This window comes from Sphingomonas sp. NY01 (assembly GCF_038809135.1).
In the GTDB taxonomy this organism is placed as follows: Bacteria; Pseudomonadota; Alphaproteobacteria; order Sphingomonadales; family Sphingomonadaceae; genus Sphingomonas; species Sphingomonas carotinifaciens.
Window position 1 is genome coordinate 1,594,237 of the sequence record NZ_CP101722.1, and the last position, 25,633, is coordinate 1,619,869.

The following is a 25,633-nucleotide window of genomic DNA, read 5'->3' on the forward strand; positions in this document are numbered from 1 at the left end:
GGATCGCAAGCGGTTCGGCAAATGGGTGGGGCCGCATTTCGCGACGATGCGCTTCGTGATGCCGATGGTGAATGCCGAGCGTATCCGCGCGGCGTTCGACCGCGGGCAGTTGCAGGTGCGCGGCGGCGTGGTGGATACCAGCGCGTGCGACGGGGGCGGGTTTCGCACCACCTTCGAAAATGGCGGGGATCATGACGCGCCGGTGGTGGTGAACGCGACGGGCACCGCGATGGCGCTGGAGGAAATGCGCGAGCCGCTGATCGCGGACCTGCTGCGCCGCGAATGGCTGATGCCGCATCCGGTCGGCGGGGCGCGCGCGCATCGGGGATCGGGGCGTATCATGACGCGCGATCCGGCATCACCCCGGCTCTACGGCGTCGGGCAGTTGCTGAACGGCGAACTGCGCGACACCAATTCGGTGTGGTTCAACGTCGAGACCGCCGCACGGGCGGTGGACGACATCCTGCACCTGCGCTGATGAGGGCCGATCGATGAACCCCCTGGGCGCGATCGCGAGCCATGTGCTGCCGCTATACGGTGTGTTGCTGTTCGGATGGGCGATCGGCAAGCATACCGGCGGTCTGGCGCGCTGGATATCCGGGCTGCTCGTCTATGCGCTGATCCCGGTGTTGGTGCTGGGCAATGTGCAACAGGCGGAGGTGGCGCAGATCGCGATCATCACGCCGCTGATGTTCGCGGTCGCCGCCGCGATGAGCCTGCCGGCATGGTGGCTGTCGAAGCGGATCGGCGAGGATTTCGATCCCCGGCTGCTGTCGGCGTCCTTTTCCTTCTTCAACGTCGCGTTTTTCGGCATCCCGGTGGTCAAGGCGCTGTTCGGCGAGGCGGAGATATCGACGGTGGTGTGCGCCTATATGGGCAGCGCGCTTTATGGCGACACGATCGGCTATTATCTGATCGCGCGCAGCAAGGTGGGCGGCAAGCGTGCCGCGACGCAGGCGCTGCGCGTGCCGCTCGTCTATGCAATGGTCGCGGCCATCGTGCTGCGGGTATGGGAGGTGCCCTTGCCCGCCGTGATGGACACGGTGCAGCCGGGCGTGTCGCTGGCGGTGTCGGTGCTGGGCATGGGCGTCGTCGGGCTGGGACTGGGGCAGGCGGGCGAAGGCCGGACCGAGCCCCGATTGCTGGCCAAGATCCTGGCGCTGCGACAGGTGAGCGCGGCGGTGCTGCTGGCGCTGGCGCTCGGCATCGAGGCGCTGGCGGTGGGCACGCTGGACCGGCAGGACCGGATCATCGTCGGTCTGGTCGCGCTGTTCCCGATCGCGGCGAACATCACCGTTTTCGCCACGCTGATCGATAAGAACAAGCGCGAGGCGGCGATCCTGATCGGGGCGTCGAGCGCGGTGTCGCTGATCCTGGTCGCGGCGGTGGTGGGGGTCGCGGGCGGGATGCTGACCGGGTGAGCCGCTACGCCTGCACCGTCCGGTACGTCGGCGCGTTTGCGGGCAGCGGGTGCGGCTCGGCACGACCGTAGAGGAAGCCCTGACCCAGATGGCAGCCGAGTGCGACGAGCCGCTCGGCCTGGGCCGGGGTCTCGATCCCCTCGGCCACCACGATCTTGCCGAGGCCCCGGCCGAGCCCGATGATCGCGCGAACGATCGCCAGCGTGCCGCCGCCGACCTCGTCCAGCCCGGCGACAAAGGAGCGGTCGATCTTGATCCGGTCGACCGGCATGTCGCGCAGATGGACGAGGCTGGCAAAACCGGTGCCGAAATCGTCGAGCGCGATCTGGATGCCGGCGCGGTGCAGCGTGCGCAGCGTTTCCAGGATCGTGTCGGCGGCGCGGTCGAGCATCACCCGCTCGGTCACCTCGATGCACAGGGACGACGGGGGCACGCCGTACGCCGCCAGCCGGTCGAGCACCTGCCGCGCGGCGCGGGGGCCGGCGAGTTGGGCAGAGGTGAAGTTGACGCTGAGCATGCGGATCTCGTCCGGCCGGTCGCGCAGCCAGCCCATGGCGAGGTCCAGCACATGATCCTGGATGCGCGCGCCGATCTTCTCGGCGACCAGCACGTCGGCGAAGCGATCGGGCAGCATCAGTCCGTGATCGGGGTGGTTCCAGCGGAGCAGCGCCTCGTAACCGCAGCATGCACCCGAGGGGAGCAGGACGATCGGCTGCAGGTCGAGGCGGAACTCGCCGCGGGTGAGCGCCGCCTCGGCATCGCGGGTGAACTCGACCTGCAGGTCGCGCAGGATGCGGAGCAGCGGATCGTAGCGATATTGATGCCCGCGCCCGCGCCGCTTGGCATGGTAGAGCGCCAGATCGGAATTCTGGTAGAGCAGGTCGGGGGCGGTGGCGTCATCGGGCGCGCGGGCCGAGCCGATGCTAAGCGAGATGGGGCGGGTCTGGCCGAGATAGGTCCATGGCCGACCCTGAAGATCGGTCAAGCGTTCCGCCATCGCTGCGTCCACCTCCGCCGAGCCGGGAAAGAGCAGCGCGAACTCGTCGCCGCCGATGCGCGACACATGCGCACCGGGCACGGTGGCGGCGATCTCGACCAGCGCGGTGGCGATGCGTTGCAGCATGGCATCGCCACCGGCATGGCCCAGCCGGTCGTTGGCGTCCTTCAGATAATCGACGTCGATCAGGTACAGCGCGAAGGGCGCGCCCTCGTGGATCAGCGCGCGGGTGGCGTCCTGGAAGGCGGCGCGGTTGCCGAGGCCGGTCAGGAAGTCGGTCTGCGCGGCCTGGCGCAGCGCCTTGGTCTCGACGAGCTGGATCTCGCGCTGCTGCGTTTCCATCGCCAGGGCCTGGCGCAGATGGCGGAAGCGATCGGCGATGGCGAGCGACAGCACCAGCGCCTCGAAGGCGAGCGCGCCGAAGGAGGAGAAGTCGACCAGATCGTTTTGCGGCACCATGCCGAGATTGCGCGCCAGCCGGGCCAGGAACATGCCGATCACCGGCCCCCACCCGACCAGATAGAACCAGACGACGCGGCTGCCGCGCCGGATCGCGATGCCACAGGATATGGCCAGAAGGACCGCGGTGGCGGCGATGACATAGTTCAGCGCCCGGTCGGTGGGCATGACGGGAAATATCGTATCGGCCGCGGCGATGCAGCCGGACAGGGCACCGGCCACGGCCAGCGCGCGACCGGCCCTGATGAACCGGCGGGGGATGCAGCCATCCTCCACCACGGTGAAGAAGAACATGTTGCCCGCGCCGATCATGAAGCCGACCAGCGCGTAATCGATGCGCACCGCGATCGGCCCGACCAGACCGGGAAAGACATAGCCCGCCATGTTCGTCCAGACCATGCCATAGGCGAAGGCACTGGCGACCCACAGCACGTACCAGCGCTGGAAGCTCTGACGCTGTCCGGCGTTGATGACCGAATTATAGGCAAGGGCGGACAACAGTGCGCCGGCGAACAGGCCCATCAGCGCCAGCCACGGGGCATCCTCGCGCGGCTGTTCCTCCGCCGGGATCCCCTTAAGCTTGCGCATCAGCGACAGGTGATCGATGCGGCGATAGCCGAGATACAGGCGGTCGATGTCGCGCCCGGCCGGGGGGATGGTGAAGCGCAGCACGCCGCCGGGGGCGCCGTGGCCGGCCAGCTGACGGGCCGAAAGCTCGATGCGGCCCATGCCCTTCGGGCCGCCTGCAACCACGGCGATACGGTCGAAGCGGGTCTGATCGACCAGCAGGTGCCAGCCGGGGGGCAGGTCGTGCAGGCGCGAGGCGTCCAGCCGCAGCCATAGCCATTCCGGACTGTCCTGCGGCGCGTCGGCCCCGCAGGCATAAGGCGCGGCCACCACCGCCGCGTTCGACGCGCCATCGGGCAGGGTCGCGGTGCACAGGCCGCGATGCAGGTCCACCACCGGCGCACGGGCGGCGACCGGTGTCGCCCCCAATGCGAGGAGCAGAACCATCAACATCAAGATCGCCAGTCGCACGCTTTACCTTTGCGGATATCCGTCTACCCGTTCCGGTTCGATCTTTAACCGGAAACCCCTAACAAATGAATGGTGCCCGGTTGCGGTGCACCATCGATCGTGCGGCGGTGCAGCCTGCGCGGCCGGGAAAGATATCGAACCGCAGGCGGACGGCGCACAAGCACAGGGCCGCCGGCGGATGGACGATCCGGACGGCGGCCATTTCCGGCAATCTTTTACGAGGATGGCACCGACCGGCGCCATCCCACCCCTCAATGCTTGCGCGGGATCAGGTGCAGGCCGAACACGATGATGCCGCCGACGACGAGGCCGACCACCGCCGAGCCGAGCGCGTTGACCACCCAGGCGACGATGCCATGGACGAAGGGCAGGGCATGGCCCGCCGCCTCCGCCGCGTCGTGCAGCGTGTGGGCGATCGCGCCGAGCCCGAACGTCTCCAGACCGTGAACGATGATGCCGCCGCCGACCCACACCATCGCGGCGGTGCCGATTACCGACAGTGCGCGCAACAGCACGGGCATGGCCTTCACCAGGCCGCGCCCGATGCCCTGCGCGGCGCTGCCGCCGGTCTTGACCAGATGGAGGCCGATATCGTCCATCTTCACGATGATCGCGACCGCGCCGTACACGCCCACCGTGATCGCGATGCCGACCAGTGCCAGCGCGATCGCCTGTAGCGGGATCGACAGGTCGGGCAGTTCGCCCAGCGCGATCGCCATGATTTCGGCGGACAGGATCAGGTCGGTGCGGATCGCACCGGAAACCTGCCGGTCCTCCAGCTCCTTGGGATCGGTGATCTCGCTGACTTCCTCGGCATGGCCATGGCCGGACAGCGCCTCGTAGATCTTCTCGGCCGCCTCGAAACACAGATAGGCGCCGCCCAGCATCAGGAGCGGCGTGATCGCCCAGGGTGCGAACGCGCTGAGCAGCAGGGCGCCGGGCAGCAGGAAGATCAGCTTGTTGCGCAGCGATCCGATCGCGATCTTGCGGATGATCGGCAATTCGCGTTCGGGCGACAGGCCGACGACATAGGTGGGCGTGACAGCGGTATCGTCGATCACCACGCCCGCCGCCTTGGCCCCCGCGCGGCCGGCGGCACCCGCGACATCGTCCAGCGATGCCGCTGCCAGCTTTGCAATCATCGCCACATCGTCGAGCAGCGCGACCAGACCCCCTGCCATTCAACATCCCCTGATAGTTGGAGCCGCTGCGCTATCGCCAAACCACGCGGCTTGCACGCGAAATGCGGGAACGGTGGCGCGGGGTGCGCAAGGGGCTATACCGGCGTACCGGCCAAGGGGCCGGGGCCAGGGACGAGGATCGCCGCGATATGCCGCTTTACGCCATTGCCGGACGCCGCCCGACGCTGCACCCGAGCGTGTGGATCGCGCCCGGCGCCGACATCATCGGCGACGCGCATCTGGCGGAGGGGGCCAGCGTGTGGTTCCGCGCGGTGATCCGCGCCGACAACACGCCGATCCGGATCGGCGCGAATACCAATATCCAGGAAGGCGCGATGCTGCATTCCGATCCGGGCAGTCCGCTGACGATCGGGGCGGGCTGCACGGTCGGGCATCATGCCATCCTGCATGGCTGCACGATCGGCGACGGCGTGCTGGTGGGCATGGGGGCAACGGTGCTGAACGGCGCGGTGATCGGCGCGAACTGCCTGATCGGGGCAGGCGCGCTGGTGACGGAGGGCAAGGCGTTTGCCGCCGGCAGCCTGATCGTCGGCAGCCCGGCCCGCGCGGTCCGCACGCTGGACGATGGCGCGATCGCCCGCCTGCGGCTGTCGGCGGAGCATTATGCGGCGCGAGGCGCGCATTATGCCGCCGAACTGGAAGAGGTGACGCGCTAACCGGCTGCGTCAGTGCGGCTCGTACCGCTCGACCAGAAAGACGCGCGCATGTTCGAAATAGGCGGGCAGGGGGGCGGCGCGCAGGGTAGGGTTGTCGGTCAGGAACTCGACAAACGCCTCGCGCTGGCCCGGCTGGCCATCGGCGGCGCGCCAGCCCCAATCGTCCAGCACGACCACCGCACGGTCGCGGATAAGCGGCGCGGCAAAGCGGAGCGCCAGGGCAGAGGCCGAATAGGTGTCGCAATCGACCATTATCAGCGACGCCTTCGACATGGTCAGGTTCGCGCGGGTGGCGGCGGTCAGGGTGTCCGAATACCAGCCCTTGACCAGCGTGATCGCGGACAGGTCGACCCCCTTGGCGCGCAGGTGGCGGCGGGTGAGGCGCAGCGGCGAGGCAAAGGCACCGGCGTCCCAGCCTTCCTCCTCCGACCCCGTCGGCATGCCGGCAAAGGAGTCGAAGCCGATCAGGCGGTTCTGGTCGATGCCGCGGCGACGCAGGACGTGGAACACGGCCGCCATCGACGTACCCCGGCTGACCCCGAATTCGAGGTAATCGCCGAATTGATGATCCCGATCGGCCGCGACGAGCCGGTCGAGCGCGGCATCGATGCAGGTGGCGAAGCTCTCCTCAGGCACCAGCGGACGCCAGGGTGCCAGCCCCCAGCGACGCAGCGCCACATGCGCCGCACCGACCGAATCCCTGATCCCCATCTGTCGCAACGCCCAGTCGCCGAAGGTCCGGAGCGACCCCGTGCCCGTGCCGATCGTCTGCATCATCCCTGCACCTTTTCACCGGATCGCATCCGGTCGCGGCCCACCCCCGTCGGCCCGGCACCGGTTATCGCCCGTCGCATGCCGGGGGACGAGATCGGCAGATGGAGTACCCCGCCCTCCTCGCCATCGACGCGAAAGGATGCCGTCGATCGGCCGGATGGGCGATCCCGCCGCGCCGCCCGTTGACCTGTGTTAACCGCGTGAATAGCGGTGGATGCGTGACCGCACCCACCATCCTGATCGTCGAGGACGACCCCGCCCTCCGGACCCTGACCGCGCGCGCCCTGCAGGAGAACGGCTTTGCCGTCCGCCTGGCCAATGCCGCGCCCGAAATGTGGCAGGCACTGGATACCGGCACGGTCGACCTGGTCCTGCTCGACATCATGCTGCCGGGCACCAGCGGCATCGACCTGTGCCGCCAGATACGCCAGCGCAATCACGTGCCGATCATCTTCATCAGCGCCAAGGGCAGCGAGATGGACCGGGTGGTCGGGCTGGAGCTGGGCGCGGACGATTATCTGCCCAAGCCTTTCGGCACGCGCGAGCTGGTCGCGCGTATCCGCGCGGTGCTGCGCCGGGGTACGCTGGATCAGGAGGCGACGGCGCGCGAGGCGGGTATCCTGCGCTTCGACGGGTGGACCGCCAATATCGCGCGGCGCGAGTTGATCTCGCCCACCGGCGCGCTGGTCGAACTGACCGGTGCCGAGTTCGACCTGCTGATCGCGTTCCTCGACAATGCGCAGCGCATCGTCGCGCGCGAGCGGCTGATCGAGCTGTCGCGGGCGCGGATCGGCGACAGTTCGGACCGCAGCATCGACGTGCTGGTCAGCCGTTTGCGGCGCAAGCTGTCCGGTGCGGGCGGCGCGGCGCCGATCGTGACGGTGCGCGGCGTCGGCTACATGCTGAACGTGCCGGTCGAGCGGCAGTGACACGCTTCCTGCGCCCGTCGGTGGGGGTGCTGGGCCGGATCGTGGCGATCCTGCTGCTGGCGGTGACGATCGAGTTTGCGGTGTCCACCTTTCTGTACGAGCAGGCGAGCCAGGTGTCGGTGCGCGATGACGAGGCGCGGCGGCTGGCGGAGCATCTGGTGGTGGCGAGGCGCGTGCTGAACGAGCGGCCGGCGGCCGAGCGGGACGAGGTGGCGGACGAGCTGACGACCGATCGCTATACGGTGCGCTGGTCGGTCGAGATCCCTGAGCGCGCGCCGATCTCGCCCGAGCTGGACGGCATGCGCGAGCAGATCGTCGAATGGGAGCCGACCCTGGCGGCGACCGACCTGCACCTGCGGCTGGGGTCGCTCGGCCGGCGGTCGATGATCGGGGGCGACCTGCGGCTGGATGACGACACCCGTCTGCTGTTCCGAATGCGCGAGCCGCTCCAGACCTGGGACCTGGCACTGGGCCGCGTGCTGCTGGCGCTGGTGCCGGCGATCGCGCTGATGCTGGTCAGCGGCGCGCTGATCGGGCGCATCCTGCAACCCCTGCGCCTGCTGGCGCGCGCCGCCGACGAGATCGGGCCGGGCGCGCCGCAACCGGTGCCCGAACGCGGCCCGGGCGAGGTGCGGCGGGTGACCGCAGCGTTCAACCGGATGCAGGCGCGCATCACCCGGCTGATGGACGAGCGCACCCGCTCGCTGGCCGCGGTCGGCCACGATCTGCGCACGCCGCTCGCCCGGCTGCGGCTGCGCGCGGACGGGGTGGCCGAGCCCGAGGTGCGCGACGCGATCCGCGACGACATCGTCGAGATGGAGGCGATGGTCGGGTCGATGCTGGCGTTCCTGGGCGGCGAGGAAGAGGCCGAGGAGCCGGTGCTGGCCGATCTGGCGATCCTGTGCGCCAACCTGGCCGACGATGCCGCCGATCGCGGGCGCGACGTATCCTATGCGGGGCCGGATCATTTCGACATGCGGCTGCGCCGGTTTGGCATGAAGCGCGCGCTAACCAACTTGGTCGAGAATGCGCTGCATTACGGCGAACGGGTGACGATCACGCTGGAGCCGACGGCCAAGGCGACCTTTATCCGGGTGGAGGACGACGGCCCCGGCATTCCCGAGGAATCGCTGGCGCTGGTGCTGGAGCCGTTCGTGCGGCTGGACACGGCACGGCGGCGGGACACGGTGGGCTTCGGCCTCGGCCTGTCGATCGTGACGCGCACGGTGCAGGCCGAAGGAGGGCGGCTGACCCTGGCGAACCGGCCGGAAGGGGGGCTGTGCGCCGAAATCTGCCTGCCCGTCGCCAGGGCGCAGCGCAGCAACAATTTGTAACGCAGCCGCTGCACGGCAGCAAAGTCCGGTGCGTATATCCTGATGCGACGAGCACAGGAGCGTATGGTATGAACGAGGTGATCGGTCGGGTTTTCAGCTTTGAAAAGCAGGTGTTTCCTAACCAGAGCGCACTGTACAACAAGCTGACGACCCAGGGGCAGAGCCCCAAAGCGCTGATGATCTCCTGCGCGGACAGCCGCGTGGTGCCCGAGCATGTGATGCAGGCGGATCCGGGCGACCTGTTCGTCTGCCGCAACGCGGGCAACATCGTGCCCCCTTTCGCACAGGCCAATGGCGGCGTGACGGCGACCGTCGAATATGCCGTGGCGGTGCTGGGCGTGCGCGACATCATCGTGTGTGGCCATTCGGACTGCGGCGCGATGAAGGCGCTGATGAAGCCCGAAACGCTGGCCGGCGTGCCCAACGTCGCCTCGTGGCTGCGTCACAGCCATGCGGCGCACAGCGTGGTGCACGCATCCTATCCGGAAATGTCGGAAGGGGATGCGGTCCGCGCGGCCAGCCTGGAAAATGTGGCGTTGCAGTTGCAGCATCTGCGCACCCATCCGTCGGTGGCGGCCGGGATCGCACGCGGCGACATCGCGCTCCACGGCTGGTTCATCGACATCCATGCCGGCAGCGTGCTGGGCCTGGACGGCGAAACCGGTCGCTTCGTGACGCTGCGGGAGGATCGCCCGCTGCCCGTCGCGCTTGCCGCTACCCCCCGTCTCGCGGCGGACTTCCTGTATCAGGACGCCGCGGAATAACCCTCGAACGATCAGGAGACACTTATGCGATCGATGGAGTTCGATTTGACATCGCTTGAATTGCAAGGTGCCCTGCTGGTGCTGGCCGTGATCATCGCGTTTGCCGCACTGGAAGGGTGGAAAGCCAGATAGGAGAGGAGGCCGGGCGGATTCCTCCCCGTACCGGCCCGAATAACAGCCCCCGCCTATTGGGGCCGCCGCGAGGCGGCCCTTTTTTTTTTGGGCGTGGCCCTCTCCCCGACAGGGAGAGGGCCACGCCTTATCCTTGCCCCCGCGCATAGGCCTGCGTGCCGCGGGTGATGACGGTGTCCTCCGGCAGGATCGTCTCGATCTCGATATCCGGTTCGTTCGCCATCTCCGCGTAAAGTGGGGCGAAGTCGGTATTCAGCGTCTGGTCGAGCAGATCCTCGAAGCTGTCGATCACGAAATAATTCTGCTGGAAATCGTCGATCCGGTACTTGGTGCGCATCACCCGCTTCAGATCGAAGCCCAGCCGGTTGGGCGAAGGGTCTTCCAGTGCGAAGACCGATTCGGTGAAGGACGAGACGATTCCGGCCCCGTACAGCTTCAGGTCGCCGCCGGAGCGGACCAGCCCGAACTCGACCGTGTACCAGTAGAGCCGCGACAAGCGCTGGATCGCGCCCATCGCACCCGCGCGCTGCCCACCCTGGCCATAAGCCTGCATGTAATCGGCAAAGACCGGATTGGCGAGCAGGGGCACATGGCCGAACACGTCATGAAAGACGTCCGGTTCCTGAAGATAATCGAGCTGGTCCGGGCGGCGGATGAAGTTGCCCGCGACGAAGCGGCGATTGGCGAGATGGTCGAAGAACACGTCGTCGGGGACCAGACCGGGCACGGCGACGACGCTCCACCCGGTCGCCCTGGTCAGCCGTTCGGACAGTTCCTCGAAATCGGGAATGCCGGGGCGGGACAGGCGCAGCACGTCGAGGCCGGCGATGAATTCAGGCGTGACGCGGCCGGGCAGCATCCTGGCCTGTCGCTCGAACAGCGTGTCCCAGGTGGCATGTTCCTCGGGCGTGTACCGGTCCCAGCCTTGCGGGATGGTCCAGTCGGCGGCGGTGCCCTCCGGGCGGATGAGTTCTGCGTCGGCCATGACGGGATCGTTGCAGAAATCCGCGATGAATGCCTATCATTCTGGCAAGTTTAAGCCGGTTTCGTGAGAGGATATTTCGGATGGGGTGCCGTTCGTGAACGAGGCTCGCACGCTGGATGCGATCGACCGGCGCATCGTGGCGCTGTTGCAGGCGGATGCGACGCTGACCAATGCCGATCTGGCGGAGCGGGTCGGTGCCTCCGCGGCCTCGTGCTGGCGACGGGTGCGGGCGCTGGAGACGAGCGGGCTGCTGGGTGCGACGGTGCGGCTGGTCGATCCGGCGGCGGTGGGGCGCGGCGTCAACGTGCTGTGCAACGTCCGCATCCGCAGCCATTCGATGGACGCGCGGCAGGAGTTCGAACGCTTCGTCGATGCACGGCCGGAGGTGGTGGAATGCTTCTCGATGTCGGGCGAATGGGATTATCTGCTCCGCATCGTCGTGGCCGATGTGGCGGATTATAACGGCTTTCTGATGCAGACCTTGCTGGGGCACCCGTCGGTCGCAGGCGCGTCGTCGCACTTTGCGCTGTCGATGACGAAATATACGACGGCCCTGCCCCTGTAGGGGTGGCGGCGCGCCGACTTATTGCGCCGCCTCCCGGATCCGCACCGTCCGGTCCAGCTCGTCGCGGGCGAGCAGGATCTTGCGGCGGACATCGATGGGCAGCGCCCTTTGCGCGGACAGGAAGGCGTCGACCGTAGCCAGCGCCTCGCGGCTGACCTGTCCGCCGATGAACGCGTCGATCCAGCCGGGCAGGAAGAAGATGCGGCGGTTCCGGCGTATCCATTCCAGCCGCTCCAGCGCCGGGCGGAGGAAGGGCAGCGTCGATGCCGCCTGTTCGACCGTGTTGAACGCGCCCAGGCTTTCGCTGACCCAGGCTTCGTTGAGGGCGGGATCGTCGAAGTAGCGGCGGAAATACTCGGCCTTCACTGCCGGGGCCGGCGTGGCGGCGCGGGTGACAAAGGCGTCCTTCATCGCCTCCGACGACTGATCGTGGCGCTGCTCCTCGGCGAACAGCGCATCGGCACCTGTCGCGCCGATCGCGATCAGGCGGCGGACGATCGCCCAGCGGGTCGGCTGGCGGACCGGCTTGTCCATCAGGGTGGCACGGCCGGCGAGCAGCGCACGCAGGCGGTCCATGGCGAGCGGCGTGCGGGCGGTGGCGATCAGCCGGTCCATCGCATCCTTGCGCAGTCCATAGCCGAGCGCGGGATCGTCCATGCGCGCGATCAGCGCCGCCTCCCACCGGGGGTGGAGCGGCGCGGCCTTTGCCTCGGGCAGGTAGATGTCGAGCGCGGCGGCCCCGCGCAGCAGGATGGTGCGCGACAATTGCTCGTCATGCTCGGCCGGCAGCGCATCGAGCAGGATCGTCAGGTAGCGGGCCGGGGGCAGCGCCGCCTCGCGCACCACGTCCCAGAGCGCGGCCCACAGCATCGCGCGCAGCAGGGTGTCGGTGACGGTGCCGACATGCGCCGCAATCCATTCGGTGGTGCGCGCATCGGGCAGGAACAGGCCGTAGCCATGGTCGCCGTCATTGGCCCAGACATAATCGGGGGCAGGCAGGCCGGCGGCGGCCGCGACATCGGCGGTGGTGCCGCTGAACTGCACATCGAGGATCACGTCGTCGCGGTCATGATAGCCGAGGCGCACGCGAACCTTCATCGGCCATGTCCCGCCGGGATCGCCCGGCAATGCCCTGACCGGGCGCTGGACCAGCCGCAGCGAGGCGATGCGTGCGCCGTCGAGCGCAAGGCGCGTGTCGATGCGCGGCATGCCGGCGCGCAGCACATATTGGCGGCCGAACGCCTCCAGCGACATGCCCGATGCCTCGCCCACCGCGCCGAGCAGATCCTGCCACGTCGCATTGGCATAGGCGTGACGCTGGAGAAAAAGGTGGAGGCCGCGGCGAAAGCCGTCCTCACCGACGAGGAACGCCAGTTGCTTGATGATGCCGGGCGCCTTGAAATAGACGATCGGGCCGTAATTGCTCTTGGCAGCGTCGAGATTGTCCAGCGATTGCCACAGGGGAGAGGTGCCGCTGGTCTGGTCCGCGCGATAGGCCTGCGTCTTTACCGACAGGAAAAAGGTGGTCCAGGCGTCGCTGTCCGGCTGCAACTCGGCCTGAAGACGTGCGGCCATGAAGGTGGAGAAGCCCTCCTTCAGCCACAGATCGTCGAACCAGCGCATGGTGACGAGATCGCCGAACCATTGGTGGCAGATCTCGTGATAGATGGTCTGGTCGCGGCCGAGGCGCTGGGGCAGCGTCGGCGGCTCGCGAAAGACGAAGCGGTCCTCGTTGTAGAAGACGGCGCCGACATGTTCCATGCCGCCGAAGGGGAAGGCGGGAGCGAGCAGGAGGTCGAGCTTGGCGAAGGGGAAGGGTACGGCGAACCAGGCGGCGAGCCAGTCTACGGCGGCGCGGTTGGTGGCGATCTGGGCCTCGGCATCGACCTCGGCACGGCGGGAGGCGCGGGCGTAGAGGGTGATCGGCTGTTCGTTCGGGGGGGCGGAGGTCCAGTGCGTCCAGGGGCCGGCGGAGAAGGCGGCGAGATAGGTGGAGATGGGCTGGGTTTCCGCGAACTGCCAGCGGGTTACGGAGCCGGTGGTGGTCTTCGTCTCCAGCGCGCCGTTGGCGATCCCGGTCCAGTCGGCGGGGGTGGTCAGGTGCCAGCGGAAACGGGCCTTCAGGTCCGGCTGGTCGAAACAGGGAAAGAGCAGGTTGGCGTCGGACGGCACGAGCAGCGTGTAGAGATAGGTCCGGTCGTCGGTATCGTCGTGGAAGCGGATGATGGCCGCACCCGCGGCGGCGATCGGCGTCTCGAACCGGGCGGACAGCGTGTTGCGGCCGGTGCGCAACAGGCGCTGCGGCAGGACCAGATGACCGTCGCGGCGGGTGTCGGCAGCAAGGGGACGGCCGTTGACCATGACGTCGCCGAGCAGGGGGCCGCGGAAATCGAGCACCAGGTCGCCGCTGTTCGCGTGGCGCTGGAAACTGGTGGTGACGGTGCCCGTCGCGCGGTCGGCGGCGGTGACGTCGAGCGCGAGGTCGTAGCGGATGTCCGAGATTGCCGCGGCGCGGGCGCGGGCGAGGGCCAGCGCGATGCCGGGGCCGGCGAGCGACGGCGCCGACGCCGCGCCGGCCCAGCCGGAGGAGGACAGCAGGAGCCCGGTAGTGATCAGGCGGCGGCGGTCGGTGACGAGATGCATGGCCGCTTCATGGCGGCAGATGCGGCAATCGGCAAATTCAGCGTTCGTGCAACCGGGCAAGCGCGATGCCGGCGAGGTTCTGCGTACGCTTGATGTAGCGGATGCGCAGGCGGCCGCCGGGCTTTTCCATCGTCTGGAACAGATGGTGGTGGGCGACGCAGGATGCGGGAATACGCTGCGTCCCGTTCGCCTGCGCGATCACGGCGGCGGCGTCGCCGAGCAGGACGGCGCCGGCCAGCTTCATCCGATGGGCGGTGCGCACCGCATGGATCAGGGCCAGCCATTCGGCGTCCATGCTGGTGCCGGGGCCGAGACCCTGCTGGACGATGCTGTGCCCGCCGACGACCACGGCCAGCTCCATGCCATGCGGGCGCAGGCCACCGTCGAAGAACAGCTTCATGCGTCGCGCCAGCTGCCCGGCGCGATGTCGGCCAGCGTCCAGTCGGCGATGCGCCAGCGGATCAGGCGCAGCGTCGGGTGGCCGAGCGCGGCGGTCATCCGGCGGACCTGCCGGTTGCGGCCCTCGCGGATCGTCAGGCGCAGCCAGCTGTCGGGGATGCTGAGGCGGACGCGGATCGGCGGATCGCGCGGCCACAGCGCGGGGTCGTCGATGCGCTCGACCTCGGCGGGGCGGGTCGGGCCGTCCTTCAGCGACACGCCGCCGCGAAGAGCCGCCAACGCATTGTCATCCGGGATACCCTCCACCTGGACGAGATAGGTCTTGGGCGCCTTGAACTTCGGGTCGGCGATGCGGGCCTGAAGGCGGCCGTCGTCGGTGAGCAGCAACAGCCCCTCGCTGTCACGGTCCAGCCGGCCAGCGGGGTAGACGTGCGGCACCTGCACATAGTCCGACAGCGTGGCGCGCGGGCTGGGGCTGCTCCGGTCGGTGAACTGGCTCAGTACGTCATAGGGCTTGTTGAACAGGATGACCCGGCTCATGCCGCCGCCATGCTGCGCGCGACCGCCTCGGCGACCTTGATGCCGTCCACCGCGGCGGACAGGATGCCGCCGGCATAGCCCGCGCCCTCGCCGGCGGGGAACAGGCCGGCGGTGTTGAGGCTCTGCAAGCCTTCGTTGCGGGTGAAGCGGACGGGGGAGGAGGTGCGCGTCTCCACGCCCGTCATCACCACGTCGGGATGGTCATACCCCTCGATCTGGCGACCGAACACGGGCAGTGCCTCGCGCATCGCCGCCACCGCAAAGTCGGGCAGGCATTCGGCGAGGTCGGTCGGCGTCACGCCGGGCCGGTAGGAGGGCACGACCGAGCCGAGCGTGATCGAGGGACGCCCGGCGAGAAAGTCGCCGAGACGCTGCGCCGGCGCCTTGTAGTTCGACCCGCCGGCGACGAAGGCGCGCTGTTCCAGGTCGCGTTGCAGCGCGATGCCGGCGAGCGGATCGCCGGGATAGTCGCGCGCCGGGTCGATCGCGACGACGAAACCGGAATTGGCGTTGCGCTCGTTGCGCGAATATTGGCTCATCCCGTTGGTGGCGACGCGGCCCTCTTCGGAGGTGGCGGCGACCACGGTGCCGCCCGGGCACATGCAGAAGCTGTAGACGGTGCGCCCGTTCGAGCAGTGATGCGAGATGTGATATTCCGCCGCCCCGAGTATGGGGTGGCCCGCATCGGCGCCGAAGCGCGAGCGGTCGATCCAGCTTTGCGGATGTTCGATCCGCACGCCGATCGAGAAGGGCTTGGGCTCGACGAAGACGCCCGCTTCGTGGAGCATGGCGAAGGTGTCGCGCGCACTGTGGCCGATGGCGAGAACGACCCGGGATGCCGCCAGATAGCCGCCGTCATGCAGGTGCAGCCCGCGGACATGGCGCTGGCCCGTGCCGTCGGTTTCCACGTCCAGCCCGTCGACGCGCGTCGAGAAGCGATATTCGCCGCCCAGATCCTCGATCGTCTGCCGCAGATTCTCGACCATCTTCACCAGGCGGAAGGTGCCGATATGCGGATGCGCCTCCGTCAAAATCTCAGGCGGTGCGCCGGCCTTCACGAACTCGGTCAGCACCTTGCGGTCGAGATGGCGGTTGTCCTTGATCCGGCTGTAGAGCTTGCCGTCGGAAAAGGTGCCGGCGCCGCCCTCGCCGAACTGCACGTTCGATTCCGGGTTCAGCTTGCTGCGCCGCCACAGGCCCCAGGTGTCCTGCGTGCGTTCGCGCACCACCTTGCCGCGATCGAGGATGATCGGGCGGTATCCCATCTGTGCCAGGATCAGCCCGGCGAAGAGGCCGCAGGGGCCGGCGCCGATCACCACCGGGCGCTGTGCGTCGGGTGCGGCGGTGCCGACCGGGCGGTAGCGCGTGTCCGGAGTCACCTGCACGTTGCGGTCCTTGCGGAAGCGGGCCAGCACCGCCGCCTCGTTCTTCAGCGTGACGTCGACCGAGTAGACGAGCAGGATGTTGGTCTTGTCCCGCGCGTCATGGGCGCGGCGCGCGACCGCAAAGCGGATCATGTCGCGCGGCGTGATGCGCAGCCGCTGGCGGATCGCGGCGGCCAGCGCCTCGTCGGGGTGGTGGAGCGGCAGTTTCAGTTCGGTGACGCGGATCATCGCCGCGCCTTACCGCGTGACGGAGCGGCTTTCCATCGGTCAGGCACCATCCAGTGGCAGGACGTGAAGGAAGCGCGGGCCATGCGCGCCGCGGACATAGCTGCCCTCGATATCGGTCGTGCCGGATACGCCGGTGATCCAGTAATGCGCGCGCGGTGTTGGAACGGAGCGTAACGCATCCTCCAGATGGGCGACGATGCGTGGCACGACGACCAGATGATGCAGGCCGAGGAAGTTGGGCAGCATCGGCGCGGCGGGCGCGGTTTCCATGACCAGCGAGCCGGTTTCGGCCACGCCGCAGCGCGCGACGGCGACCACCACCGCCTCGTCGGGCGCGGAGGACGGGCGCAGGTCGAAGTCGCGCCAGTCCACGGCCGTCAGCCGCGGATCGGGCGGCAGGTAGAGCGCACGCGGCAGGCCATGTTCGGCCATATAGGCGGCAACCGCAGCGGGGAGCGCGTCGAAACCGGTGATCGGCGCCACCGTCGCGCCGAGGCCCGGCTGCGCCAGCCGATCGAGAAAGGCGGGCAACAGCGCGCCCGGATCGACCGCGGGCCGCTCGACCCGGGCGACGAGCGCCGCAGCCTCCGCATCCAGCCGTGCGGGATCGACGGGCGCGCCGCGCAGGGCGCCGAGAATGGCCTCACGTGCGGTCATCAGCGTTCTCCCGCACCGTAGCGATCCATGAAGCTTTTTGCCGCCGGCTTGGGGAAGTCGCGGTGGTCGGTCCAGCCGCCGGCAAGCGGCAGGCGCCTCGCCCAGCCGCCTGCGCCCGCCGTCAGCCGCATCGCCCGCAGCGCGCTGCCCACCGCCAGCCGGTACAAGGCGGGGCGCCGCGCGACCCAGGCCCAGGCGGCGATGCCCCGCCGCACGCTCATCGGCTCCAGCCCCTCGCGCCAGCTTCGCTCGCGCCAGCCGCGCAGCAGCGTCGGTAGCGGGATCTTGACCGGGCAGACCTCCTGGCACTTGCCGTTGAGCGTGCAGGCGCTGGCGAGGTCCTGATTGCCCTTCAGCCCGTCCAGCGCCGGGGTCAGGACCGCGCCCATCGGGCCGGGATAGGTGCTGCCATAGGCATGGCCGCCGATCTGGCGAAAGACCACGCAGTGGTTCATGCACGCGCCGCAGCGGATGCAACGCAGCATCTCCGCCAGCCCTTCGTCCCGCATCCGGCTGCGGCCGTTATCGACCAGCACGATGTGCATTTCCTCCGGCCCGTCGCGATCCCCTGCGCGCCGCGGCCCGGCATAGAAGGTGGTATATTGGCTCATCGCCGCACCGGTGGCAGAGCGCGACAACAGGCGCAGCATATGGGTGGCATGCGCCATGGAGGGGACGATCTTCTCGATCCCCGCCGTCACGATATGCATGCGCGGGGGCACCAGCGACAGTTCGGCATTGCCCTCGTTGGTGACGGTGCAGATCGCGCCGGTATCGGCGACAAGGAAGTTGGCGCCCGATATGCCGACATCGGCGCCCAGCATGCCGCTGCGCAGTTCGCGCCGGGCGCTTTCCGCCATCGCGGCCACGGTTTCCTCGATATGGGGGGCGCGGTGGTGCTGCGTGAACAGGGCGGAGACCTGCTCGCGCGTCTTGTGCATCGCCGGCCAGATGATGTGCGAGGGACGCTCGTCGGCCAGCTGGATGATGTGTTCGGCCAGGTCGGTCTCGATCCGGTGGATGCCCGCCTCGGCCAGTGCATGGGGCAGGCCGATCTCCTCGCCCAGCATCGATTTGGAGCGGGCGACGGTCCTTGCCCCGGCGCGGCGGCACAGGTCGACCACGATCGCGCAGGCCTCGTCCGCGGTGCGCGCCCAGTGGACGGTGGCGCCGGCGGCGGTCGCGTTCGCCTCGAACCGTTCCAGATAGGTGTCGAGATTGGCGATCACATGATCCTTGATCGCCGCGGCGCGGGTACGGGCATCCTCGAACCCGGCAAAGGCATCGACGGCCAGCGCGCGCTTGGCCTCGGCGGTGCCGGCGGTGCGCTCCACCGCGACCTTCAGCAGCGGGTCGGCCAGCGCGGCGGCGGTGCGCGTCTTGAAGCCGGTCATGCCTCTTCCCCGATGGCCGGGCCGCCGCCCATGCCCGCCAGTATCTCGACGGTGTGGAAGGCGCGCACGGCCGAGCCCTCGCGGTGGAGCTTGCCGGCCATGTTCATCAGGCAGCCAAGGTCGCCCGCCAGCAGCAGGTCCGCGCCGGTGGCATCGATTGCCGCCGCCTTCTCGCCGACGATCGCGTTCGAGATGGCGGGATATTTGACGCAGAAGGTGCCGCCGAAGCCGCAGCAGCTTTCCTCGCCGGTGAGCGGCTTGAGCGAGAGCCCGGCGACCGCGCCGAGCAGGCGGCGCGGCTGGCGCTTGACGCCCAGCTCGCGAAGCCCCGAGCAGCTGTCGTGATAGGTAGCGGTGGCGGGCAGGGATACCGCGTCGGGCCGCCAGCCGCGCACCTCGTCCAGATAGGCGAGAATTTCCCAGGTTCGCGCGGCCAGTGCTTCGGCGCGCGGCGACCATAAGGGATCGTCGTGCAGGATTTCGGGGTAATGCACCCGGATCGTCGCGGCGCAGGAGCCCGACGGGATGACGACATGGTCATAGCCCTCCAGCGCGGCGATCGTCCGCCGCGCCAGGTCGATCGCGGTGGCGCGGTCGCCGGAATTGAGCGCCGGCTGCCCGCAACAGGTCTGCGCGCGCGGCACCACCACCTCGCAGCCCGCCGCCGCCAGCGTACGCAGCGCGGCAAAGCCGATCTGCGGGCGCATCGCATCGACCAGGCAGGTAACGAACAGCGCCACCGTCGGTTTTTCGACGCGCGAGCCCATGTCGGGGTTTGACGTGGCAGTTTCCATCAATTAAATCTCTATTCCACAAAATGAGAAATAGCCAGTTCCAAGGTCAGGGTCGCATTCGCGGCCCGATCCGTAAACGGGGAGGTTCATAGCGTGCCGATCGCGCAATTGCCCAAGATCAAGCATGTTCGTGCGTTCACCGTGCGCGGTGGCGGCGCGGATTACCATGACCAGGGCGCCGGACACTGGATCGACGACCATATCGCCACCCCCATGAGCCGCTATCCGGAATACCGCCAGTCCCGGCAAAGCTTCGGCATCAACGTGCTGGGCACGCTGGTGGTGGAGATCGAGGCGGAGGACGGCACGATCGGCTTTGCGGTGACGACGGGGGGCGAGCCGGCGGCCTATATCGTCGAGAAGCATCTTGCGCGGTTCCTGGAGGGGCGGGCGCCCACCGATTACGAGAAGATCTGGGACCAGATGTATTTCTCGACCCAATATTATGGTCGCAAGGGGTTGGTGGTGAACGCCATTTCCGGCGTCGATCTGGCACTTTGGGACCTGCTCGGCAAGCTCCGGCAGGAGCCGGTCTATCATCTGCTGGGCGGTGCGGTGCGCGACGAGCTGCAATTCTACGCCACCGGCGCGCGGCCGGACATCGCCAGGGACCTGGGCTTCATCGGCGGCAAGATGCCGCTCCATCACGGCCCCGCCGAGGGGATCGAGGGGTTGAAGAAGAACATCGCCGAGCTGGCCGAGATGCGCGCGCGGGTCGGCCCGGACTTCTGGCTGATGTGGGACTGCTGGATGGCGCTGGACGTGGACTATGCCACCCGTCTCGCCATCGCCGCGCACGAACATGGCCTGAAATGGATCGAGGAGGCGATCAGCCCCGACGACTATTGGGGCTATCAACAGCTCAAGCGCAACGTGCCCAAGGGCATGCTGGTCACCACCGGCGAGCATGAGGCGACGCGCTGGGGCTTTCGCATGCTGCTGGAGATGGACGCCTGCGACATCATCCAGCCCGATGTCGGCTGGTGCGGCGGCGTCACCGAGCTGCTGAAGATCAGCGCGCTGGCCGATGCGCATGGCAAGATGGTCGTGCCGCACGGATCGTCGGTCTACAGCTATCATTTCGTGGTGACGCGCCACAACTCGCCCTTTGCCGAGTTCCTGATGATGCATCCGGGCCCGACCGAGGTGGTGCCGATGTTCGCGCCGCAACTGCTGGGCGAGCCGGTGCCGGAGAACGGGCGCCTGCGCGCCTCCGCACTGGATGCGCCCGGCTTCGGCGTCGAGCTGAACCGCGACATCGCCATGCATCGCCCCTACACCCACTGATTGCGAAAGACATTGCCATGAAGCTTTGCCGCTTTGGCCAGCCCGGCCAGGAAAAGCCCGGCCTCGTCAGCGAGGACGGCACGATCCGCGACCTGTCCGGCGTGGTCGACGACATCACCGTGGAAACGCTGGCACGCACGCGCGTCGCCGATCCGGCGACGCTGCCGGTGGTGGAGGGCACCCCGCGCTACGGCGTGCCGGTGAACGGCATCGGCAAGATCGTCGCGATCGGGCTGAACTACGAGGATCACGCGATCGAATCCAATCTGCCGATCCCGACCGAGCCGATGATGTTCATGAAGGCGGTGTCGAGCCTGAACGGGCCCAACGATCCCGTGATGCTGCCGCAGGACGCCTCCCATGGCGACTGGGAGGTGGAACTGGGCGTCATCATCGGGCGCACCTGCCGCTATGTCTCCGAGGCCGAGGCGCTGGACCGCGTTGCCGGCTATGTCCTCGCCAACGACGTGTCCGAACGCTTCAACCAGAAGCAGCGGGGCACGCAGTGGTCGAAGGGCAAGGGCCATGACACCTTCTGCCCCGTCGGTCCATGGCTGGTGACGCCCGACGAGGTGGGCAATCCGCAGGACCTGGACATGCACCTGGACGTGAACGGCCAGCGGATGCAGACCGGCAACACCCGGACGATGATCTTCACCATCCGCCAGCTGATCGCCTATGTCAGCCGCTACATCACGCTGTATCCCGGCGACCTGCTGATCACCGGCACCCCGCCCGGCGTCGGCGAGGGCAAGAAGCCGCAGGCCGTGTATCTGAAGGCGGGCGACGTCATGGAACTGGGGATAGCGGGCCTCGGCACGCAGCGGCAGGACGTGATCGCCTGGCGCGACCTGGGCGAGGGGGTGCCGGCATGAGCCTGTTTCCCGGGCGCTTCACGGGGCGCGCCGCGATCGTCACCGGCGGTGCGTCGGGGCTGGGCAAGGAAGTCGCCCGCCGCATCATCGCAGAGGGTGGAACGGCCGCCTTGTGGGATGTCGATACCGACAGGCTGGCCGAGGCGCAGGCCGAGACGGGCGCCACCCATGTCGTGGCCCTCGACGTGACCGACGCGGATGCGGTGGCTGCGGCGGCGGCGGCGAGCGCGGAGGCGCTGGGCCGGGTCGACATCCTGGTCTGCTCGGCGGCGATCACCGGGGCGACCGGACCGGTCCACGAATATCCGCTGGACAGCTGGCGGCGGGTGATCGACATCAACGTCAACGGCCTGTTCTATTGCTGTCGCGCGGTGGTGCCGCTGATGCTGGACCATGGCTATGGCCGGATCGTCAACGTCGCCTCGGTGGCCGGCAAGGAGGGCAACCCGAACGCGTCCGCCTATTCCGCCAGCAAGGCCGCGGTGATCGGCCTGACCAAGTCGCTGGGCAAGGAACTGGCGGGCAAGGGGGTGATCGCCAATGCGCTGACCCCGGCCACCTTCGAAAGCCCGATCCTGGCGCAACTGCCGCAAAGCCAGGTCGATTACATGCGCGGCAAGATCCCGATGGGCCGGTTGGGCGAAGTGCATGAGTCCGCCGCGATGGTGTGTTTCATGGCGTCGGAGGAATGCAGCTTCACCACGGCGTCGACCTTTGACACGTCGGGCGGGCGAACCACCTTCTGAGGGCGCGGGGCATGACGGTTCCCTTTCTCGATGCGCATATCCATCTGTGGGATCTGTCACGCCTGCGCTATCCATGGCTGACCCCGCCCTTTGCCGAGGACGGGCCGAACGGCAGCGTGGCCGCGATCGCGCAGGATTTCGGCGCCGCCGACTACCGCGCGGCGCTGGCGCGGTGGCAGGTCGTCGGTGCGGTGCATGTCGATGCGGGGGCCGACCCCGGCGACGCGCTGGCGGAGACGGCATGGCTGGAGGAGATGGCCGGGGCGTCGGGCCTGCCCGACGCGATCGTCGCCTTTGCCGCGCTGGATGATCCCGCGATCGACGGGCATTTGGCCGCACAGGCTCGGCACCCTCGCGTGCGCGGCATCCGGCACATCGTCAACTGGCACCCCGATGCCGGGCGCAGCTACACGCCCCGCGACCTGACGCGGGACGATGGCTGGCGCGCGGGCTTCGGGAAGCTGGCGGATCATGGCCTGTCGTTCGACCTGCAATGCTATCCCGGGCAGATGGCGGGGCTGGTGCCCCTGTTCGCCGACAACCCCCGGGTGCCCGTCATCGTCAATCATCTGGGCATGCCGGTGCTGTCCGATCCGGACGGTATCGCGACATGGCGCGCCGGCCTCGCCGCCCTTGCGACCTTGCCGCAGGTGTCGATCAAGCTGTCGGGCCTCGGCTTCATCGCGCGCGACTGGACGCAGGAACAGGTCCGCCCGTTCGTCTGCCAGGCCATCGACCTGTTCGGGACACAGCGTTGCATGGTCGCCAGCGACGCGCCCACCGACATGCTGTTCGCGCCCATCGATCGCTACATGGACACGCTTCACGCCATCCTGTCGGATTTCGGCGACGACGAACGGCGCGACCTGTTCGGTCGCAATGCCAATCGCATCTACCGGGCCGGGCTGGCGCTATGATCTGACTGGCGCAGGCCGTCCGCGCGTGGCATCGGCACGGCCCGAGAGTTGCAATAGGTGCCCGCTGCCATGACCCCCGACCTGCCCGGATTCGACCGGGACGCATTCGTCGCCGCCACGCTGGCCGAGGATATGGGGCCGGCGGGGGATATCACCTCCACCGCGGTCATCCCAGCCGATGCGCGGTTCGTCGGCACGATGGCGAGCCGCGATGCGATTGTCGTTGCCGGGCTCTGGCTGGCCGAGGCGTTCTTTCGCCATCTCGATCCGGAGGTCGCCATCACGCGGCTGGCGGAGGACGGTGCCCGCGTCGAACCCGGCACGCCGCTGCTCCGGCTGAAGGGGCGCGCGCGCGCGATGCTGACCGCGGAGCGCTCCGCGCTCAACACGGTGCAGCATCTCTCGGGCATCGCCACCATGACCGCGACCTATGTGGATGCGCTGGTTGGCACAGGTGCGATCCTGCTCGACACCCGCAAGACGATCCCCGGCCTGCGCCTGCTGGAAAAATACGCCACCCGGACCGGCGGCGCGCAGAACCACCGCATGGGACTGTGGGATGCGGCGATGATCAAGGACAACCATGTCGCGGTCGCAGGCGGCGTCGCACCGGCGGTGGAGCGGGCGCGCGCCGCGGGCATCGCCCGCATCATCGTGGAGGTCGACCGGATCGACCAGATCGAGCCGGCGATCGCCGCCGGTGCCACCCACCTGCTGCTCGACAATATGGACCCCGCGACGCTGCGCGAGGCGGTGGCAGTGGTGGATGGCCGCGTGCCGACCGAGGCCTCGGGCGGTGTCCGGCTGGAGACGATCGGCGCGATCGGGGCGGCGGGTGTCACCTATGTCAGCGTCGGTCGCCTGACCCAGTCCGCGCCGGCCTCCGACATCGGACTGGATTTCGCCGCGCTCTGACGATTGCGTGCTCCGGTCCGGCGGCGCTATCGTCCGCCATCAATCAAGGGAGACTATCCGGGTGCGTCCCAAGGCAATCATATCGGCGGAGTGGCTGTACCTCGCCGCGACGCTGCTGCTGATCATAACATCGGCGATGGCGTGGAGCGAGATGGTGGCGCTGTACGGTGCGGGGCTGACCGCGGGCATCACCGCCTTTCTGGTCGGTCTGTATATCCTGCTGATCCTGTGCACGACGCGGGGCGGCAGCCGGGTGGCGCTGGGGCTGCTTGCGGCGCTCACCGTGCTGGGGCTGGTGTCGCTGCTGTACCAGGTCGCCACCGGTGTGCTGGCGATCGGCCTGCTCGGCGTGCTCAACACGGTGCAGGGGCTGTTGACCTTTGCCGGGCTGGTGCTGCTGTTCCGGCCCAATGCGCGCGCCTGGTTCCGGGCCCGGGCGGAGGCTGTGGCATGACGATGAAGCATATGATCCTGCGCGGGCTGGCGGCTGCCGCGCTGCTGTCGCCGGTCGCGGCGCAGGCGCAGGCCTATAGCTGCTCCGCGCCGCAGGCGCCGCAGCGTATCCGGCCCGACCTGCCCACCGACAAGCAGCCGCGCCGTGTGGTTCCCATCGGCAGCTATACGCTGGCGATCACCTGGAGCCCGCAATATTGCCGGGATCATGGCGATGGCGGGTCGTTTCAATGCGGCTCGGCCAATCGTTTCGGCTTCACGCTGCATGGGCTTTGGCCCGACGGCAAGGGGGCAACGTGGCCGCAATATTGCCGCCCCACCGGGCTGATCCCCGCTGCGGTGGTTCGCCGGCATATCTGTGCGACCCCATCGGCGCAGTTGATGCAGCATGAATGGGCCAAGCATGGCACCTGCATGAGCGGGTACAGCCCGGCGCGCTACTTCCGTCAATCCAACGCGCTTTACGGGCGGCTGCGCTATCCCGACATGGAGGCGCTGTCGCGGCGCGACCTGACCGCGGGGGGCTTTGCGCAGGCGATGGCGCGGGCCAATCCGGGCCTGCGGGCGGACATGATGCGGGTCACCGCCACCCGCGACGGCTGGCTGGACGAACTGTGGATCTGCCTCGACACCGCGTTCCGCTACACGCGCTGCCCGGCGCATCAGGGCGGGGTCAGCCCCTCGTCGTCGCTCAGGATCTGGCGCGGCGGACGCTGACCGACCGGCTCACCCCTCCAGCACGACGCCGGCGGGGTGATGCTTGTCCAGATGGCGCCTGATGATGCGCAGGTTACGGGTGTTCGACCGGAAATAGATGTCGGCCGCATCGCCGACGAACGGCATTAGGCCCAGCACGGCGTCGAAGCCGACATTGCCCATCATCCGCGCCATCTGGAACCTGGACAACCCCAGGTTGCGCGCTTCCCAGACCAGCCAGCTTCCCATGGCCGCCGCGATGACGTCGCCGACCACCGGGATCAGGCCGACGAGCACGTCGAGCCCGACCGGACGGTTGATGCCAGGAATGACGAACATCCGCTCCAGCACGGCCTCCAGCGCCTCGATCCGGCGCCGGACCGAAGCCACGTCGCGACCCATAGGAAGGCTGTCGAAGATGCGGGGATCGATGCGTGCGGTCATGACG

25 protein-coding genes are annotated in these 25,633 nt (G+C 68.4%); 13 read left to right on the top strand and 12 right to left on the bottom strand.

The features are described 5' to 3' along the window. Positions 1–491 precede the first annotated feature (491 nt). Entirely contained in the window at positions 492–1,421 is a 930-nt protein-coding gene (locus NPJ82_RS07880; RefSeq protein ID WP_342658915.1) for an AEC family transporter, read from the top strand. Between the two features lie 4 nt (positions 1,422–1,425). On the opposite strand, the gene NPJ82_RS07885 is transcribed toward NPJ82_RS07880, so the two are convergent. Both NPJ82_RS07885 and NPJ82_RS07890 read right to left on the bottom strand, forming a co-directional pair. Next, positions 1,426–3,897 (bottom strand): EAL domain-containing protein, encoded by a 2,472-nt coding sequence (locus tag NPJ82_RS07885; RefSeq protein WP_342658916.1) that lies wholly within the window; start codon positions 3,895–3,897, stop codon positions 1,426–1,428. A 269-nt stretch (positions 3,898–4,166) separates the two neighbouring features. Continuing rightward, positions 4,167–5,096, bottom strand: a complete 930-nt coding sequence (locus NPJ82_RS07890; protein ID WP_342658917.1) for a DUF808 domain-containing protein — start codon at positions 5,094–5,096, stop codon at positions 4,167–4,169. Between the two features lie 149 nt (positions 5,097–5,245). On the opposite strand from NPJ82_RS07890, the gene NPJ82_RS07895 reads away from it, so the two are divergent. Then, complete coding sequence (locus NPJ82_RS07895; protein ID WP_342658985.1) at positions 5,246–5,773, top strand: gamma carbonic anhydrase family protein; 528 nt, start codon at positions 5,246–5,248, stop codon at positions 5,771–5,773. A gap of 9 nt (positions 5,774–5,782) precedes the next feature. Here the strand turns inward: NPJ82_RS07895 and NPJ82_RS07900 are convergent, their stop codons facing one another. Beyond that, positions 5,783–6,550, bottom strand: coding sequence for a class I SAM-dependent methyltransferase (locus tag NPJ82_RS07900; RefSeq protein WP_342658918.1), 768 nt, complete (start codon positions 6,548–6,550; stop codon positions 5,783–5,785). Between the two features lie 215 nt (positions 6,551–6,765). Between NPJ82_RS07900 and NPJ82_RS07905 the strand changes: the two genes are divergently transcribed. The 3 genes from NPJ82_RS07905 (at position 6,766) to NPJ82_RS07915 (ending at position 9,574) form a co-directional block, all read left to right on the top strand. Then, positions 6,766–7,476 carry a response regulator transcription factor gene (locus tag NPJ82_RS07905; RefSeq protein ID WP_112382331.1) on the top strand — a complete coding sequence of 237 codons (711 nt, stop codon included), beginning with the start codon at positions 6,766–6,768 and terminating at the stop codon, positions 7,474–7,476. Beyond that, on the top strand, positions 7,473–8,810 hold the full coding sequence (locus tag NPJ82_RS07910) for an ATP-binding protein (protein WP_112382330.1): 1,338 nt from the start codon (positions 7,473–7,475) through the stop codon (positions 8,808–8,810). Before NPJ82_RS07905 ends, NPJ82_RS07910 begins: the two co-directional genes overlap by 4 nt. 68 nt (positions 8,811–8,878) lie before the next feature. Next, entirely contained in the window at positions 8,879–9,574 is a 696-nt protein-coding gene (locus NPJ82_RS07915) for a carbonic anhydrase (RefSeq protein ID WP_112382329.1), read from the top strand. 259 nt (positions 9,575–9,833) lie between these two features. Here the strand turns inward: NPJ82_RS07915 and phhA are convergent, their stop codons facing one another. After that, positions 9,834–10,691, bottom strand: a complete 858-nt coding sequence (phhA, locus tag NPJ82_RS07920; RefSeq protein WP_149681535.1) for a phenylalanine 4-monooxygenase — start codon at positions 10,689–10,691, stop codon at positions 9,834–9,836. Between the two features lie 94 nt (positions 10,692–10,785). Between phhA and NPJ82_RS07925 the strand changes: the two genes are divergently transcribed. Next, entirely contained in the window at positions 10,786–11,256 is a 471-nt protein-coding gene (locus NPJ82_RS07925) for an Lrp/AsnC family transcriptional regulator (protein WP_162527073.1), read from the top strand. A gap of 18 nt (positions 11,257–11,274) precedes the next feature. On the opposite strand, the gene NPJ82_RS07930 is transcribed toward NPJ82_RS07925, so the two are convergent. Genes NPJ82_RS07930 through NPJ82_RS07960 form a run of 7 tightly spaced genes read right to left on the bottom strand, consistent with a single transcriptional unit; the run spans position 11,275 to position 19,296 of the window. After that, entirely contained in the window at positions 11,275–13,899 is a 2,625-nt protein-coding gene (locus tag NPJ82_RS07930) for a M1 family aminopeptidase (RefSeq protein WP_342658919.1), read from the bottom strand. A gap of 37 nt (positions 13,900–13,936) precedes the next feature. Beyond that, positions 13,937–14,299, bottom strand: coding sequence for a reverse transcriptase-like protein (locus tag NPJ82_RS07935; protein WP_342658920.1), 363 nt, complete (start codon positions 14,297–14,299; stop codon positions 13,937–13,939). Further along, positions 14,296–14,838, bottom strand: a complete 543-nt coding sequence (locus tag NPJ82_RS07940; RefSeq protein WP_342658921.1) for a pseudouridine synthase — start codon at positions 14,836–14,838, stop codon at positions 14,296–14,298. The genes NPJ82_RS07935 and NPJ82_RS07940 overlap by 4 nt, the downstream gene beginning before the upstream one ends. Then, a complete protein-coding gene (locus tag NPJ82_RS07945; RefSeq protein ID WP_342658922.1) occupies positions 14,835–16,451 on the bottom strand; it encodes an NAD(P)/FAD-dependent oxidoreductase in 1,617 nt (538 codons plus the stop codon). The genes NPJ82_RS07940 and NPJ82_RS07945 overlap by 4 nt, the downstream gene beginning before the upstream one ends. Positions 16,452–16,490: 39 nt before the next feature. Beyond that, positions 16,491–17,108 carry an LUD domain-containing protein gene (locus NPJ82_RS07950; RefSeq protein ID WP_342658923.1) on the bottom strand — a complete coding sequence of 206 codons (618 nt, stop codon included), beginning with the start codon at positions 17,106–17,108 and terminating at the stop codon, positions 16,491–16,493. Next, the gene (locus NPJ82_RS07955) at positions 17,108–18,502 is read right to left on the bottom strand and encodes a lactate utilization protein B (protein ID WP_342658924.1); all 1,395 of its coding nucleotides are present in this window, start codon (positions 18,500–18,502) and stop codon (positions 17,108–17,110) included. The genes NPJ82_RS07950 and NPJ82_RS07955 overlap by 1 nt, the downstream gene beginning before the upstream one ends. Next, positions 18,499–19,296, bottom strand: a complete 798-nt coding sequence (locus NPJ82_RS07960; RefSeq protein ID WP_342658925.1) for a (Fe-S)-binding protein — start codon at positions 19,294–19,296, stop codon at positions 18,499–18,501. The genes NPJ82_RS07955 and NPJ82_RS07960 overlap by 4 nt, the downstream gene beginning before the upstream one ends. A 93-nt stretch (positions 19,297–19,389) precedes the next feature. Here NPJ82_RS07960 and rhmD point away from each other — a divergent pair, with 93 nt between their 5' ends. The 7 genes from rhmD to NPJ82_RS07995 all read left to right on the top strand — a co-directional run bounded on the left by rhmD (position 19,390) and on the right by NPJ82_RS07995 (position 25,206). After that, positions 19,390–20,583 (top strand): L-rhamnonate dehydratase, encoded by a 1,194-nt coding sequence (gene rhmD / locus NPJ82_RS07965; protein WP_342658926.1) that lies wholly within the window; start codon positions 19,390–19,392, stop codon positions 20,581–20,583. A gap of 17 nt (positions 20,584–20,600) precedes the next feature. Then, positions 20,601–21,458, top strand: coding sequence for a fumarylacetoacetate hydrolase family protein (locus NPJ82_RS07970; RefSeq protein ID WP_342658927.1), 858 nt, complete (start codon positions 20,601–20,603; stop codon positions 21,456–21,458). Beyond that, positions 21,455–22,204 (top strand): SDR family NAD(P)-dependent oxidoreductase, encoded by a 750-nt coding sequence (locus tag NPJ82_RS07975; RefSeq protein WP_342658928.1) that lies wholly within the window; start codon positions 21,455–21,457, stop codon positions 22,202–22,204. Before NPJ82_RS07970 ends, NPJ82_RS07975 begins: the two co-directional genes overlap by 4 nt. A gap of 11 nt (positions 22,205–22,215) precedes the next feature. Then, positions 22,216–23,121 carry an amidohydrolase family protein gene (locus NPJ82_RS07980; RefSeq protein WP_342658929.1) on the top strand — a complete coding sequence of 302 codons (906 nt, stop codon included), beginning with the start codon at positions 22,216–22,218 and terminating at the stop codon, positions 23,119–23,121. 69 nt (positions 23,122–23,190) lie between these two features. Next, entirely contained in the window at positions 23,191–24,036 is an 846-nt protein-coding gene (nadC, locus tag NPJ82_RS07985) for a carboxylating nicotinate-nucleotide diphosphorylase (RefSeq protein ID WP_342658930.1), read from the top strand. A gap of 61 nt (positions 24,037–24,097) precedes the next feature. Beyond that, positions 24,098–24,490 (top strand): hypothetical protein, encoded by a 393-nt coding sequence (locus NPJ82_RS07990; protein WP_112382316.1) that lies wholly within the window; start codon positions 24,098–24,100, stop codon positions 24,488–24,490. Between the two features lie 2 nt (positions 24,491–24,492). Beyond that, positions 24,493–25,206 carry a ribonuclease T gene (locus NPJ82_RS07995; protein ID WP_267348405.1) on the top strand — a complete coding sequence of 238 codons (714 nt, stop codon included), beginning with the start codon at positions 24,493–24,495 and terminating at the stop codon, positions 25,204–25,206. Between the two features lie 9 nt (positions 25,207–25,215). On the opposite strand, the gene NPJ82_RS08000 is transcribed toward NPJ82_RS07995, so the two are convergent. Beyond that, positions 25,216–25,629 (bottom strand): DUF4112 domain-containing protein, encoded by a 414-nt coding sequence (locus tag NPJ82_RS08000; protein ID WP_342658931.1) that lies wholly within the window; start codon positions 25,627–25,629, stop codon positions 25,216–25,218. Positions 25,630–25,633 lie beyond the last annotated feature (4 nt).